This is a genomic window from Spongiibacter taiwanensis (genome assembly GCF_023702635.1).
Lineage (GTDB): Bacteria > Pseudomonadota > Gammaproteobacteria > Pseudomonadales > Spongiibacteraceae > Spongiibacter > Spongiibacter taiwanensis.
In genome coordinates, this window is sequence record NZ_CP098455.1 from 2,611,671 (window position 1) to 2,626,178 (window position 14,508).

Sequence of the window (14,508 nt, forward strand, 5' to 3'; positions counted from 1 at the left end):
GTGGAAAGAAACACCACCATGCCGCCAGGGGTTGCGGCGCTCATTGCCATGCTTTTGCTGGGGCTTGCCTTGTTTAGCCCGGCGGGGATGGCTGCAGAGGAGGCCGCAGGGGCGTCGGCAAACGGCAATACGGCGGATTATCAGGGCTTGGCTGATTTGCTTGAAGACCCCCACAGCCGCCAGGTGGTGATAGAGGAGTTGCGCGCATTGGCGCGGCCCCAGCCGGTCGCCGAAGGAGAGGGGCCGGATGCGGCAGACATCGCCGCCCAGGCGCCCAGTGACCAGCAGCCCGAGGAGGTGAGTCTGGCCCGGCGAATGGCGGCGCTCACTCAAGCGATTGCGAGTCAGGCGATGGCTGAGGTGCGCGAGCTGGAAGCCGCCTGGCAGCGGTTGATGGACGCGGATTCGTCGGGCCTGGAGATAAAAGCGGGCATGACCGGGCAGCAATGGCTGGTGGCCCTGGCGCAGTTGGGGGCCTTGATCGTCGGCACCTTTGCGGTGTTTGCCCTGTTGCGCCGACTGGCCATGGGGTCCTTTTCGGGGTTGAGTCGCTGGGTCGAACAGGGTTCGACAAAATTGGCGATGATTCGCACGGTGGTCGCGGTCATCGCTGCTGCGGTGATTGATAGTGTCGTGGTCGCCGCTTCCTACGGTATTGGTGGGGTGGGTGCTGCCGTACTGGCAGGCGATAACAGTGTGGTTGCCACCCGGCTGGCGCTTTTTCTGAATGCCTTTTTGCTGGTAGAGCTGGTGAAAGTGGCGCTGCGAATGTTGTTTGCCAGCCGCTACGCGACATTGCGGTTGGTGCCGATTAACGCGGCCCAGGCGGGTTACTGCAATCGGGTGTTCGCCACCATTGCCGGATTCGTTGGCTATGGCGTGCTGCTGCTAGTGCCGATGCTCAACTTCAATATCGCCCCTGCTGTGGGCGCGCTGGTAACGGCCATTATTGTGCTGGTGGCGGTGAGCTACGCTGCTGGCGTCACGCTGAAGCAGCGGCGCAGTATTGCCGATAAGTTGCGGGCAATGGCCGAACGCACCGGTGACCCGGGGGCCATATTGTTGCGTATCCTGGCCCGGTGTTGGCACCTGCTGGTGCTGTTTTATCTGGCGGTCGTACTGGTGATCAGTATCAGTCACCCGGAAACCGCCTTGCCCTGGGTGGCCTTGGCGAGCGCCAAAACCCTCGGTTACGCCGGCGTGGGGCTGCTGCTGTCGGTAGTCTTAGGCCAAGTCATCGGCCGGGAGATTGGTTTGAGTGACCGTCTCAACCAGCGACTGCCGCGGCTGCAGCCGCGCATTAATCGCTACGTGCCGACCAGTCTGCGCGTTGCCCGGGGCCTTATTCTTGTGGTGGTAGCGGCGTTGGTGCTGGATGCCTGGGCGGTGTTCGATCTGGCCGCCTGGTACCAATCTGATCTGGGTGGCCGGACCCTGTCAGCCTCCGTGGATATTGGTCTGATTCTGGTCGCCGCGACCCTGGTGTGGGTGGTGTTGGCGAGTCTGATTGAGCATCGCTTGACGCCGGCGCCCGGGGCCGAAGCTGCGGCTGCGGCGCGGGCGGAGACCCTGCGCGGCTTGTTCACCACGACCCTGGCCATTGTGATTCTGATCATGACCGTGATGATCGTGCTGTCGGAAATTGGGGTGGACATTGCGCCACTCATCGCCGGGGCCGGTGTGCTCGGTCTGGCCGTGGGCTTTGGTGCGCAAAAGCTGGTGCAGGACGTGATAACCGGGATTTTCATTCAGCTGGAAAACGCGATGAATACCGGAGACTTCGTCTCTGCCGGGGGCAATTCCGGCACCGTGGAGCGGGTCGGCATTCGCTCGGTTGCCCTGCGCGATCTCTACGGGACCTATCACATTGTTCCCTTTTCCTCGGTGGGCGCTGTATCCAATTACACCCGCGAGTTTGGCAACCATGTGGGCGAGTACGGTATCGCCTATCGTGAGAATATTGATGAGGCAATTACCGCCCTGCACGCGGCCTTTGAGGAGCTGAAAACCACTGATATTGGCAGCGAAATTCTCGCGCCGCTCAATGTTGCCGGTGTGGTCGCGTTGGCGGATAGCTCGGTTAACATCCGTGCCGTGATAAAAACCACTCCCGGAAATCAGTGGGCCGTTGGGCGGGCTTACAACCGGCTGGTCAAAATGCACTTCGACCGGGCGGGTATCGAAATCCCCTTCCCGCACACCACCCTTTACTTTGGCGAGGATAAAGATGGCTCCGCACCGGCGGCCAATCTGCGCCTCGACAAAGGGTCGGCGCCGGTCGGCTAAGCGAGGCGGATCTCCTCTGCCCGGACCATGTGCGCCGGGGGCAATTCGCCCCCGGCGTTTTTCCACAGACACGCACTGTTTTTACTTGCGACTTGGTCTTGCCGGGGAGCAGCGCTAGACTCCGGTGATCACTTCGGAATAACACAATAGGTCATGCAGCGGGCGACTCTGTCGCGTGGCTTCCGAGGTTATGACTTTCAAGGAGACGTCCCATGGCAATCAGTTTCACCCTCAACGGAAAATCGATTCAGGTCGATGCAAGTCCAGACACGCCGCTGCTGTGGGTGCTTCGTGATGAGCTGAAAATGACCGGCACCAAGTTTGGTTGCGGCATCGCCCAGTGCGGCGCGTGTACCGTGCATTTCAACGGCAATCCCACTCGGGCTTGTTCATTGCCCGTGCAGGCGGTTGCGGGGCAAGCCATTACCACGATTGAGGGCGAAGATAGCGCTGAAGCAAAGGCGCTGCGCTCCGCATGGGAAGCGTTGGCGGTTTACCAGTGTGGCTACTGCCAGTCCGGGCAGATCATGTCTGCCGCCGATCTGCTGCGCAACAAACCCCAGCCTTCTGACGCGGATATCGACCAATTCATGTCGGGCAATATTTGTCGCTGTGCCACCTATCAGCGAATTCGAAGTGGCATCAAGCTCGCCGCGGCCGAGCTTGCTAAGGAGGTGTCTGCATGAGCGCAATGCAATCGGGTTTGATCAGTCGCCGTTTGTTTCTGGTCCGGTCAGTCCAGGCTGGCGCCGGGCTGACCCTGGCGATGGCCTTGCCCGGCGGCGCGGGGGCTGAGCAGGTTGCTGGGGATCTGGAGGCTAATGCCTTTGTGACAGTCACCGCGGATAATCGCGTGGTCGTCACCATTAAACATTTGGAGATGGGACAGGGGACCTACACTGGACTAGCGACCTTGGTGGCGGAGGAATTGGACGCCGACTGGGATCAGGTGGAGGCGGTGGGTGCTCCCGCCAATACCCGTAAATTCGCCAACACGCAGATGGGACTCCAGCTCACGGGTGGCAGTACCGCGATCGCTAACTCCTACTTGCAAATGCGCGAGGCGGGTGCGGCGGCCCGGGCAATGTTACTGGCGGCGGCCAGCAAGGCTTGGCAGGTGCCGGTGTCGTCATTGTCTACGGATAAAGGCAATGTGATCCACTCGGCTTCGGGTCGCTCGGCGCGCTATGGTGATTTGGCGGCTGCTGCCGCTGGGGAGTCACTGCCGGAAACCCTGACGTTAAAAGAGCCCGCCAACTTCAAGCTGATTGGTGCCAGCAACCTCGCTCGAAAAGATACCGGCAAAACCGACGGCAGCGGCCAGTTCACCCAGGACGTGAACCTGCCTGGCATGCTGACGGCGGTGGTGGCCCATCCCCCGCGTTTCGGTGCCAGCCTGAGTTCGGTGGTGGCCGACAAGGCCAAGGCAATTCCCGGTGTGAAGGCGGTGGTGCAAATCCCCAGCGGGGTGGCGGTGTTGGCCGACGGTTTCTGGCAGGCCAAGAAGGGCCGGGATGCGCTGGAATTACAATGGCAGGGCGGCATGGATCGCGGCAGTGACGAGATTCTGGCCGACTACCATAACATTGCCGCCCGGCCCGGCAGCAGCGCTGTTAACCGGGGCGATGTTGGCGGCGCGCTGGACGCGGCGGACGATGTGCTGTCATTGGAGTATCGGTTTCCCTACCTGCCTCATGCCACCATGGAGCCAATGAATTGTGTCATGCAGAAAACCGCGACGGGCGCCGAGCTGTGGTATGGCTGTCAGGGGCATACCTGGGACCAGGCTAATGTCGCCAAGGTGCTCGGTGTGGCGCCGGAGAAGGTCAAGATAAATACCTTGTATGCCGGAGGCAGCTTTGGACGCCGGGCGACAACCAACTCCGACTACCCCTGCGAACTGGCGGAGATAGTGAAAGCCTGGGGTGGCGAGGCGCCGGTGAAATTGGTTTGGACCCGGGAGGATGATACCTGCAGTGGTTACTATCGCCCGGCCTATGTTCACCGTATCGATGCCGCTCTAGATGGCAGCGGTATGCCCGTGGTGTGGCGCCAGCGCATTGTGGGCCAGTCCATTTTGGGCCTGGCGGCGGACAAAGTTGATCACACCACCGTTGAGGGCGCATCCAACCTGCCCTACAACATCCGAAATTTTGCGGTGGAGACCCACAACACCGATGAGCCGGTTCCGATCTCATGGTGGCGCAGTGTCGGTTCAACCCATACCGCCTATGCGGTGGAAACCATGATCGATGTGCTGGCCCATAAGGCGGGACAAGACCCGGTGAACTATCGCCTGGCTCTACTGGAAGGTGAGCCACGTCACACAGGTGTGCTCAAACTGGCCGTGGAGAAGGCGCGCTGGGGTAATGGTTTGCCAGAGGGCCATTTTCACGGGGTAGCCCTGCACAAATCCTTTGGCACTTATGTGGCGCAAGTTGCCGAGGTGGCGCGTCAGCAGGACGGCAAGTTCAAGATCGTTAAGGTGACCTGCGCCGTCGACTGTGGGGTGGCCGTTAACCCCGACGTGATTCGCGCGCAAGTGGAGGGGGGGATTGGTTTCGGTCTCTCGCCGCTGATGTTTAACGAGGTCACGCTGGAAAAGGGGATGGCGAAGCAGCGAAATTTCGACCAGATGAAAGTGCTGCGGATGGGCCAAATGCCCCAGGTTGAAGTGCATATTGTACCCTCTGCCGAAGCGCCGACCGGCATTGGTGAGCCGGCAACACCGGTGGTCGCGCCGGCGGTGGCGAATGCGCTGTTCGCCGCGACGGGTACACGACTGACCCAGTTACCCCTGGGTGACGCCTACTTTTCTGCGTAGCGCCGAAATCCACTCTCCCCTCGCCAGCGTAAGGTTGACTATATAGTCAATAATAATGGCCAAAGTCACCAAAAAATTGGCGAGCGGGCTCCTGAAATGTCGTCCCGACGCGGTGTTCATCAGGAGCGCGCTGGCACGCCAAAAGGGGGAAATATGAAAAAGCGTACCGTGCAGTCAGTGGTGGTTGGGATAGCGGCAGCGATCTTGGCTGGCCTTTCTTTGGCAGACAGTCAGGGCGAACAAGAATCACTGAGCGTGAAAGACATTGTTGAGTTGACCCAGTATCAGGCAACGGCTGGCGCGGAGCGGCGCGATTTGTATGGCATGTCGATTACGGCTGTGGTGCCCCGGGGTGTGATGGAAGACATCACTCAGCGGTATCTTCGCAGTGTTCACCGTGAAGACGGGGGGCTTCATCATCAAGTGGTGATGGAGGTGGCCTACATGGGCGGCTGGCGCTATTACCGGGGTGCCCAGCTGCTGGGAGTCGACCCCCTGCCTTTTGATGCCCTTGAGCGGCGGATGGCGCGTTGTACCAGCGCCTTTTTGAAGTGCGACCACCGGGAGCGTGTGATGGCCGAGGTGACCCGTCAGCAGCTTGACCAGGCGCTGGAGGTGGGGCTGTATGTGAATTTTGAATCCAAAGCCCCCGGCCGGGACTTTATGGCCTACTTTCCACCGGCTTACGTGAAAGCGTATTTGATCAAGCTTGATGGTAAAGGGGCGGTGACACCAAACGCCTTCGCCCTGGCCGCGCAGTAGGTGATAGAGGCTGTTTTTTCAGGGTGGGTGCCACCTTGGCGTCAGGGGGTTAACCAGTGTAACTCCCCGTCGCGCAGCCTTGCCCGCCGGTGACCATTCCGGTCCAAGTGTAACCAATCCATCTCCACCAGATCGCAAACGATGAGTGCCAGCTGATGGCCGCTGGGCGGCTGGTCGGTGCACTCCGGTGGTGACCCGGGGGCGCCCGGCGCCAGGTAGTCGGCGGTTCGGCCCTTGCTGACAAGGGTTTGCCATACTTTCTCTAGCCTTTCGCCCCGCTCAATCACGTCGGCCTTTGCGGTGATGCGCAGTTGCCACTGGGTTTGCGGATTCCAGAATAGCAGGGCGACCGCCGGTCTTGCGCGTAGCTGCGACACCTTGGGGCTGCGCTTATCGGTATAAAAACAAAGCTGATTTCGGCTGCGTGCCACTTCGCGAAGGACCACGGTGCGAGCTTGGGGTAGACCATTTTGGTCGACGCTTGCCAGCACGGGGGTGCGCCAGGGATGGGGGTGGCTAAGCGCGTCGGTGAGCGACTGCCATAGTTGCTCGGTGAGGGTTTGGTAGTCCATTGATTGATCAGGGCTCGTGGTGGCCGGGGCGGCTGAAAAACGCAGTGTGCCACGGGTGTCGCGGGTGATACAAAGCAGAGGGCATATTGCGCACTGGGGGGAAGGCGGGCGCCCTGGCTTGAGCGCCGCGACAGAAGAGAACGGGGCTGTTCTTTTTGAGACCTAATCCTCTTTGGGTAAAGGCTGTTCGCCCAACTCCTTTTGGACTTCTTTCAGGATCGAGCGCGCGGTGTCGTCGCCGAGATTGCGGCCAATGGCATCAACCGCTGCGCACAGGCGTTGGGCCTGTGCGCGTTGGTTCCAATCGATACCGCATTTACGCAGCAGTCCGGCAATGACTAGCAGGTAGCTGCGCCGGCGTCGAGGCGAAAAGGACTCGTCATCGTCTTCCAGTAAGGCGTTGACGCGGCGCTGTAATTCCACCAGAGCCTGATCGCGCTTTTGCAGCAGCGATTCAGATTCAACCAGACGGCGGTTAATGCTGGTGAAGGTGTAGCTGAGGAAGCCGAAACGCTCGAAGGCCTCGATCAGGGCCAGGTTGACTGGCAGGGCTTTGGATTGCGCCCAGCGCATAAAATATTCAGGAGTCAACCGGCGGCCCAGGCCACCCTTGTCGATGAAGCTGCGGGTGGCGATATTGCGCGCCTGGGTATATTCCCGGCAGGTTTCGTCGTCAATTAACTCGTTGAGATTCTGGTTCTTCAGCGCGTCGGGATCGATTCCGAAGGACAGGGCCAAGCCCTCGGCCACGGTCCAAAACTCGAGTTTCACCCAGTAGGGGAAGTTAATGTTATTGGGGTTGGCGTTCTGCCCGTTAGTCGGCGCGCGCTCAGCGGTGGTTGGGGTGTTCTCTAATTTGGCCAGCTCCTGAACCAGATCGGCGCAGCGGCGCAGCTTTTCTTCTAGCAGCAGTTTAGCGCGCGAGACAGCATCAGAGAGCTCGCTGGTCTGGTTATTGCCATCGATCTCAACGGTGCCCGACGACAGGGGAAAGTCGGCGCCGAGTTCCTTCTCCAACGTTTTCCAGATCGAATCCTGGTCGCTTCCATGTCTGATGTCATCCATAAACAAATCCTTCAACAGGTGGATGCGGTTTAGCGAAGTCGCGGAAGCTTGTCATGTTCAGGTTAGGATTCCCATTAGTGTGCATTTATCGAAGTCACCATCATGCAGGATGCATCACAAATAGGCTGATTGGTCACCTTTTTTGCAGCGATTTTCCGTGTTGTCTGCGGCTGATAAGGCGCTAAAGTTCGCATCGTTATTACGTTCGTATTTCTGACTGTTTAATAGAATAAAAAAACCGCGTTGACTCCCCGCTGAAAGGCTGACGTTCGGTACCCGAGGCGGCGCCCGCTCGGCCCCGTTATGGTGAGCCGGAGCAGGGTTGTCAGTCCGTTGGCGTTGGTGCCGCCCGTGCTGTTGCGACTGCAACTTGTGCCGACATCGGGGCATAAATCCCTAGCAATCAACGCATTGGGGATTTTAAAGGAGTAAAGGGTATATCTTGCGGCGATTTTTTGGGCCTCCGTGCCGGAAATTTTTTCCGAAGTTCCAGGGCTGTCTACCCGCTTTTTTTTAAATATCCGAAGTTCGCACTTGTCTCTGGTGTCGGTCCGGTGGTTTCGGCCGGGCGGGGTGATTCAAGGGAGTGCGATTGGGCCGCTTCCACCGGTCACAAGAGTTTTCGAACTTCTTCCAGTATTTCGCTGGCAAGCTCCCGGTCGACACCCTGTTCGGTTTGGGCGATCAAATCGACGATGCCGTCGTAATTCGCTTCGTCGCGGGTGTCGATCCCCAATAGCGTAATTAACCCCGCTATGGCGGCCAGGTAGGGTTCGGGGGCGCTTTTGCGGGACAGTTCTGCCGATGAACTGGCGACAATACGGGCACTCAGGCGGGCGATATCCTTGTTCTGTTCCTGGTGCTTTGATTCGCTCTCGATCAGCCGCCAGAGAAAGCTTTGAAAGCTTTGGCTGTGAATACTTTGTTCGATGCGGGCCCTGCCAAGCTCTGGATTGACGGCGATGTTGTTGATGTCGGCCCATTGCAGAAATTCCTCGGGTGCCACCTGTTTTTCCAGGTTTGGATCGATGAAGGTCTTGCGGGCCATTTCCTGGGTGCGATGCAGTTGTTCGAGCGTGGCGCGGTTGAAAATGTGGGTCAGGGATTTGCGGCGGGCCTTGTCTGGGTCAACGCCGAAAATGAGAAGCACACCCTCGTGGAGGGTCCAATAATCAAGGCGAACCCAATAACTGAAGTTTGCCGCGACGGATTGCAGGTTGTTGCTGTCTCGGGTGGTCTGTAGGGCCTGAACTTGTCGGGCAATGTCTGCGGCGGGGAGTTGGGCCAATTCGTCGTAGCGTTGGGTGGCTCTGACGATCTGCTCGGCCAGCTCATCCACCATGTCTGAAGGAGGGGCATCGGCGGCGTTGCCGTTCGGGTACGGAAGGGCACCGGGGTTGAGAGTATAGGTTTCGCCACCGTTGGATTTGAACGGGAAGCGGAGGCCGAGCTCGTCTTCAACCAGCGTCCAGATTTCGGGATTGTTGCGTTCTGGGGTGGTTCTGCTCATTTTGTTGTACAGCCATCTGGAAGTTCTATGTTTCGGGTGGTTGGGTCTCTCCATCCGGGGGACGCGGTCTGTGCTGCGTTGTTATTAGCTGTATCAGCGGCGTAAACGCCCTCGGCAAGAGTATTCTGCCAAGGCATTTGGCTGTCCACATTTGCCGTTGGTGGCGTAGTGAAAAATTGAGAATTGCTAAAATTTTTGTCAAAAGTGATCCTTGCGCTTACGAAAACGGCAGCAACTAACAGCGTGTTCGAGCGGTTGCGGGAAAAGTAAAAACCGCTGCTGGGCGGGGCAGTCTTCCCGTAGATGGCTTATGAAATCTCACCGGCGTGATACTGGCGGCTGATCTCCTCCAGCCCGGCCAGGGCTCTTCTGGCAACCAGCAGCGGCAGGCAGGGGTGTCGATGCTGAGTAGGCATTTGGCAAGTGCGGGAGAATTGGCAGGAGTGAATGAAGAGGCCTTTAACCTTGAATCACTACTGGTCATTGCAGGGGTGACATTATGCCTGGCTGTCTGGTTTTTTCAGCATGTTGGGTTTGAGTTGTCGGAGCATCGTTTTGCTGGAAAGCAGGCTGCTCCGTCTACTCAGCAACGGCGGGTCGAACGCTTGCTGACAGCGTCTCCTTGAAACGTTGCTTCAGTGCGGGTAGATCTTTGCTCTTGGCTATGGGCCAGACCTGAAGTAGTACTCCCCGCCTCATCAGAAGGCGAAATTGCTCATCAGAGATATCCTGATGTACCCACACATCAAGAAGCCCAAGTATATGGGCGAGTAATCCGTGAGCGATGGCCGTAATTTCCGGATTATTGGTCGCGGCATGTTCGGGAGGTGTAGTCTCTAAAGCCAGTTGCCAAAAAGTTAGAGAGCGTTGCAAAAAAACTGGACGCGCTTTCGGATCATTGACGCCGAGGAGGAAGCGATACAGGGGGCGCAGGAATTCCTGGTCGAGAACAAACAAATCGACGGCAATGTCTGCGGCTTCCAGCGCTCTGTCGATGGGAGTCGTGCTCTTCAGGTTCAGTCCGTAGTTGAAGAAAGTATCCAGAGACTGAAGTAAGAGATCATACAGTATGGACTCTTTCGAGCCGAAGAGATTAAAAGGTGTTGCCGGACTGACTCCTGCTTCTGCGGCGAGGGCGCGCATTGTAAAGTCGGTACCGCCAGTTTCGCGTGTTAGCTTCTCCGCCGCGGTGACAATGCGTGCTTTGCGCTCAGCCATTTGCTTTTTGCGTACCGACATAAACTGATGTTCCTGCTGCGTTCTTACCCTAAATGATAGCAGTTTCAATCACGTATCAGCATTAAACAGTGGCACAAGCTTGGCCCTTTAAGGGCGGGCGTGGGGCGGAAGTGAACATGCCGGATTCCCAGCGGAGAGATGGGGCTGTCGTGAGGGCTTACCTCAACGGCGTCACGACGCACGCATGACCGCCCTCTGCCCGTCTGGAAGCAGAAAACGCTCTTCTGCGAGTGCTTCAGCAATAACCGCTGTACCTTTCTCTTCTTTGTCGGCGCGGACAAAAATTGCCGTCAACGTGTCGCCTATGGCTTTGGTCTTCGCCTCACTTTGCAACTGGTTTCCATTTGCCCGCTGCATATAGACATCAATGATTCCCCCGGCATTGATCACAAAATCCGGCGCATACAAAATGCCGCGTTGGCGAAGTCGCTCACCGTGCTCAGGGTGAGCGAGTTGGTTGTTGGCCGCGCCGGCGACAATTTCAGCACGGATAACATCGACAGTATCGTCATTGATGATGCCGCCCATCGCGCAGGGGGAAAAGACATCCGCATCGAGGGTGGTAATGCGTGCATTGTCGACGATTTCTGCGCCAAGTGCCTCGGCCTGCGCCAAGTTCACTGCGTTGACGTCGGAGGCAAATACCGTCGCGCCGCCTTTCTTCAGCAGGCTGATCAGATTGCGCCCAACGGCGCCGGCACCTTGCAGCGCGACCTTGACGCCGCTGAGGTTGCCTCGTCCTCGTCTGTGCCGCAGTGCGGCGAGGATTCCCAAGTAGACGCCATGGGCGGTGAAGGGGGAGGGATCGCCGCCATACTTCTGCTGGTTGTTTATGCCAGAGACGTGGGCTGTGCGGGATGCCAAGACCTTCATATCTGCCACGCTCGTACCCGAATCTTCTGCAGAGATATATTTACCGCCAAGGCTGTCCACGAAATCGCCCATCGCCAACAGCAGCTCCCGGCTTTTGTGGGTGGCAGGGTCGCCGATAATGACTGACTTTCCGCCGCCTAATGGCAGGCCAGCCAGGGCTGATTTGTAGGTCATGCCGCGAGACAAACGTAATACGTCGTCGAGCGCCAAACCGTCATTGGCATAGGCGTACATTCGACAGCCTCCCAGTGCGGGGCCGAGGTTGGTGTTGTGAATAGCGATGATCGCTTTCAGGCCGCTTTTGGGGTCCTCCCTGAAAACGACTAACTCATGGTTGTCGAAAGAAGGGCTGTTCACGGTGCTCATGCCTGTTCCTTTTGTCACTGGGCGAAATGCCAATGCGATGCCTACGAGTTAGGCGACAGTACCGGCTATCTGTTGAAGAATTATTTACCTAGGGCGGGGGATAAATAAGTTTTTATGACGTAAAGGCGGCATATGGCGGTCTGATCCATTCCGTAAAGCGGGAGTTTTTTTAGTTTATATTCTTCGGGGTTTGGTTTTTTGCTCGCCCTCTGGTGGCTGGTCGTGATTAGTGTCCGTGTGGGTGAGTTTGGTCTTCCTGGCGATGTGGTTGAGGGGGTGGCGAGATCAAAGATGCGGTGGTGATAGGGCTTGGCAAAAGTTCAGCTCCGTTCGTCTTGGTGATTTTCTCTCGTCACGTTGGCGGCCGGGTTCCCTATTTGTAGTTGCGCTTAACGGCCGAGTCGGAAACACTTGAGTGCGGTGCGATTGTATTGATGGGTTGTTGTACATCGCGCTCGATAGACCGGCGCGTTAGCCTTTTGCCGGCTGCGATTCGGATGATGACAATCGTTGCATCCTTAACCTCAGTTTACGAGTGCCTATATGAAAGTCATTGGTGGCGGTCCCAAAAAGGTGCTCTATACCCTGAGCACCGCCCGCAAAATTGGTCTGCTGAATTCCGCCAAGGCGCTGAACTCCAAGAATGCCTGCAAGGCCTGCGGCCTGGGCATGGGTGGTCAGCACGGCGGCATGACTAATGAGCTGGATGAGTTTCCGTCGGTGTGCAACAAGAGTATTCAGGCTCAGTCCACCGATATTCAAGCGCCGATTCCCTCTGCCATTTTCAATCACAGCCTTGATGATTTTCGCGCCCTCTCGGCTCGGGAGCTGGAAACCCTCGGTCGCCTGGGTAAGCCAATCTACAAAGCGGCTGGCGAGCAGCGCTATCGGGAAGTCGATTGGGACTGGGCCTTAGCGCGAGCGGCGCAGCGGCTGGCCCAGGTAGCGCCGTCACGCACCTTCTTTTACAGTTCGGGCCGTTCCTCTAACGAGGCGGGCTTTGTGCTGCAGTTGATGGCCCGTCTTTACGGCACCAACAATATCAGTAACTGTTCCTACTATTGTCATCAAGCGACTGGCGAAGCGCTGGGTAATACCATCGGCACTGGCACCGCCACGGTGGAGCTCGATGATATCGCCCACTGCGATCTGTTTTTTCTGATTGGTGCCAACCCGGCCTCCAATCATCCGCGCCTGTTGCACAAGCTGATCGGCCTGCGCCGTCGGGGCGGCACAGTGGTGGTGATCAATCCGCTTCGGGAGGCGGGGCTGGTGCAGTTTGCCGCGCCGAAAATGATCAGCTCGATGATCAAGGGCGGCGATGAGGTGGCTAGCATTTACCTGCAGCCAAAGATCGGTAGTGATATTGCCGTGTTCGCCGCTATCGCCAAGGCGGTGATTGATAAGGGCGGGTGCGCGTCTTCCTTTATCGAGCGTTATTGTGACGGTTACCCTGAGTTTCTCGCCCACGTGAATGGGCTGTCGATGGCATCTTTACTGGAGTGCTGCGGCCTGCAGCGCGCGGACATCGATAAGGTGGCGGATATCTATATCGCCTCCCAGAGCGCCATATTCGCCTGGGGCATGGGGATGACCCATCACCGTCACGGAGTCGACAACATCGAGTGGATCAGCAATCTGGCGCTGCTGCGCGGCATGGTCGGCAAGCCCTATGCCGGGCTGTTGCCCTTGCGCGGTCACAGTAACGTTCAGGGAATTGGCACGATTGGTGTAAAGCCGGTGCTGAGTGAGGAGGTGTTTCAGCGCATCGAGTCGACCTTTGGCGTTCGCTTGCCGACAGCAAAGGGTATGCACACCCTCGAATCTTTGGAGTGTGCCCACAACGGCGGGATCGATGCAGCCTTGATGATGGGCGGCAACCTGTATGAGGCCAGCCCCGATAGTGCGTGGTCGGCGGCGGCTTTAGATCAGATAGGGTTTAAGGTCTTTCTGACCACGACCCTAAATCGTAGTCATATAGTTGGTGTGGATAAGGGCGAGTCGCTGGTGTTGCCGGTCTGCGCCCGAGATGAAGAGCCGGAGCCGACCACCCAGGAATCCATGTTTAACTACGTGCGCTATAGTGACGGCGGCATTACCCGCATTGCCTCAGTGCGCTCCGAAGTGGCGGTACTATCCGATATCGCGGCCCGTCTTCTGCCTGACAGCCCCATCGAGTTTTCAGAATTCAAGCAGCATCGGCGCGTACGTCAGGCCATCGCCAAAGTGGTCCCCGGGATGGAGGCGTTGGCCGATATCGACGTCGCTAGGCAGGAATTTATGGTCAGTGGTCGCATCAAGCATCAGCCGGAGTTTTATACCCCAACTGGGAAGGCCCATTTTGTGGTTCCTCCTGATGAGGGAGCAGAGCCAAGTCAGCACCCATTTACGTTGATGACGATCCGCAGCGAGGGCCAGTTCAACTCGATTATTTATGAAGAGAGCGACAGTTACCGTCAGGTTGAACACCGCTGGACGGTACTGCTCAACCAGCAGGATGCGCTGGAGTTAGGGGTAAAGGAAGGTGATCATGTCGATCTGCGTTCGGACTTCGGTGAAATGACGCGGGTCGAGGTCAAATTGTTCAACCTGCCGCGCGGTTGCGTGGCGGCCTATTATCCTGAGGCCAATGTGTTAAGTTCGCGCCTTACCGACCCGCGTTCTCATACGCCCCAATTCAAATCGATCGCCATTACCGTTTGCAAAAGCGTGCGGAGCTAATTTTCGGTTTTGCTATCGCCCAAGTAACTAAACGGTCGGTTTCGTCAAATCATCCAGCTCGCCATCTAGGTTGCGGCGCGCCCGGTCTAATAGCATTTCGTCCTCGCGTCGATCGTCCCATATCTCATAAAAAAGAGCCGCGGTGAGCAATATTGCTAGCACCGCGCTCCCAAGCGCTAATTCGATTGGCATGAATGCAAAACTCCCGCTGGTGGTCTCGTTGCCCTGCGCCGACCTAACATGGCTTTGGCGGCATGGGTCAATATCAGCAAAAATGCAGTCGCAGCGCA

Annotated in this window: 10 protein-coding genes; 5 read left to right on the top strand and 5 right to left on the bottom strand. The window is 57.7% G+C overall.

The annotated features are described in order from the left end of the window. The 4 genes from NCG89_RS12010 (at position 1) to NCG89_RS12025 (ending at position 5,872) form a co-directional block, all read left to right on the top strand. The gene (locus tag NCG89_RS12010; RefSeq protein ID WP_251086782.1) at positions 1 to 2,286 is read left to right on the top strand and encodes a mechanosensitive ion channel domain-containing protein; all 2,286 of its coding nucleotides are present in this window, start codon (positions 1 to 3) and stop codon (positions 2,284 to 2,286) included. A gap of 212 nt (positions 2,287 to 2,498) precedes the next feature. Beyond that, positions 2,499 to 2,972, top strand: coding sequence for a (2Fe-2S)-binding protein (locus NCG89_RS12015; RefSeq protein WP_251086783.1), 474 nt, complete (start codon positions 2,499 to 2,501; stop codon positions 2,970 to 2,972). Further along, a complete protein-coding gene (locus tag NCG89_RS12020; RefSeq protein WP_251086784.1) occupies positions 2,969 to 5,110 on the top strand; it encodes a xanthine dehydrogenase family protein molybdopterin-binding subunit in 2,142 nt (713 codons plus the stop codon). The genes NCG89_RS12015 and NCG89_RS12020 overlap by 4 nt, the downstream gene beginning before the upstream one ends. Positions 5,111 to 5,263: 153 nt before the next feature. Next, entirely contained in the window at positions 5,264 to 5,872 is a 609-nt protein-coding gene (locus NCG89_RS12025) for a hypothetical protein (protein WP_251086785.1), read from the top strand. Between the two features lie 41 nt (positions 5,873 to 5,913). On the opposite strand, the gene NCG89_RS12030 is transcribed toward NCG89_RS12025, so the two are convergent. The 5 genes from NCG89_RS12030 to NCG89_RS12050 all read right to left on the bottom strand — a co-directional run bounded on the left by NCG89_RS12030 (position 5,914) and on the right by NCG89_RS12050 (position 11,497). Then, positions 5,914 to 6,444 (bottom strand): pyridoxamine 5'-phosphate oxidase family protein, encoded by a 531-nt coding sequence (locus tag NCG89_RS12030; protein ID WP_251086786.1) that lies wholly within the window; start codon positions 6,442 to 6,444, stop codon positions 5,914 to 5,916. A gap of 162 nt (positions 6,445 to 6,606) precedes the next feature. Then, positions 6,607 to 7,509, bottom strand: coding sequence for a hypothetical protein (locus tag NCG89_RS12035; RefSeq protein ID WP_251086787.1), 903 nt, complete (start codon positions 7,507 to 7,509; stop codon positions 6,607 to 6,609). Between the two features lie 610 nt (positions 7,510 to 8,119). After that, entirely contained in the window at positions 8,120 to 9,019 is a 900-nt protein-coding gene (locus tag NCG89_RS12040) for a hypothetical protein (RefSeq protein ID WP_251086788.1), read from the bottom strand. A 579-nt stretch (positions 9,020 to 9,598) separates the two neighbouring features. Further along, on the bottom strand, positions 9,599 to 10,258 hold the full coding sequence (locus tag NCG89_RS12045; protein WP_251086789.1) for a TetR/AcrR family transcriptional regulator: 660 nt from the start codon (positions 10,256 to 10,258) through the stop codon (positions 9,599 to 9,601). Between the two features lie 171 nt (positions 10,259 to 10,429). Continuing rightward, complete coding sequence (locus tag NCG89_RS12050) at positions 10,430 to 11,497, bottom strand: Glu/Leu/Phe/Val family dehydrogenase (RefSeq protein WP_251086790.1); 1,068 nt, start codon at positions 11,495 to 11,497, stop codon at positions 10,430 to 10,432. A 543-nt stretch (positions 11,498 to 12,040) separates the two neighbouring features. On the opposite strand from NCG89_RS12050, the gene NCG89_RS12055 reads away from it, so the two are divergent. Continuing rightward, positions 12,041 to 14,218 (top strand): FdhF/YdeP family oxidoreductase, encoded by a 2,178-nt coding sequence (locus tag NCG89_RS12055; protein WP_251086791.1) that lies wholly within the window; start codon positions 12,041 to 12,043, stop codon positions 14,216 to 14,218. Positions 14,219 to 14,508 lie beyond the last annotated feature (290 nt).

Excerpts from the sequence above, each read along its gene's own strand:
- NCG89_RS12045 (WP_251086789.1), bottom strand. The coding sequence starts at position 10,258 with ATGTCGGTACGCAAAAAGCAAATGGCTGAGCGCAAAGCACGCATTGTC.
- NCG89_RS12015 (WP_251086783.1), top strand. The coding sequence starts at position 2,499 with ATGGCAATCAGTTTCACCCTCAACGGAAAATCGATTCAGGTCGATGCA.
- NCG89_RS12040 (WP_251086788.1), bottom strand. The coding sequence starts at position 9,019 with ATGAGCAGAACCACCCCAGAACGCAACAATCCCGAAATCTGGACGCTG.
- NCG89_RS12020 (WP_251086784.1), top strand. The coding sequence starts at position 2,969 with ATGAGCGCAATGCAATCGGGTTTGATCAGTCGCCGTTTGTTTCTGGTC.
- NCG89_RS12035 (WP_251086787.1), bottom strand. The coding sequence starts at position 7,509 with ATGGATGACATCAGACATGGAAGCGACCAGGATTCGATCTGGAAAACG.
- NCG89_RS12025 (WP_251086785.1), top strand. The coding sequence starts at position 5,264 with ATGAAAAAGCGTACCGTGCAGTCAGTGGTGGTTGGGATAGCGGCAGCG.
- NCG89_RS12055 (WP_251086791.1), top strand. The coding sequence starts at position 12,041 with ATGAAAGTCATTGGTGGCGGTCCCAAAAAGGTGCTCTATACCCTGAGC.
- NCG89_RS12030 (WP_251086786.1), bottom strand. The coding sequence starts at position 6,444 with ATGGACTACCAAACCCTCACCGAGCAACTATGGCAGTCGCTCACCGAC.
- NCG89_RS12050 (WP_251086790.1), bottom strand. The coding sequence starts at position 11,497 with ATGAGCACCGTGAACAGCCCTTCTTTCGACAACCATGAGTTAGTCGTT.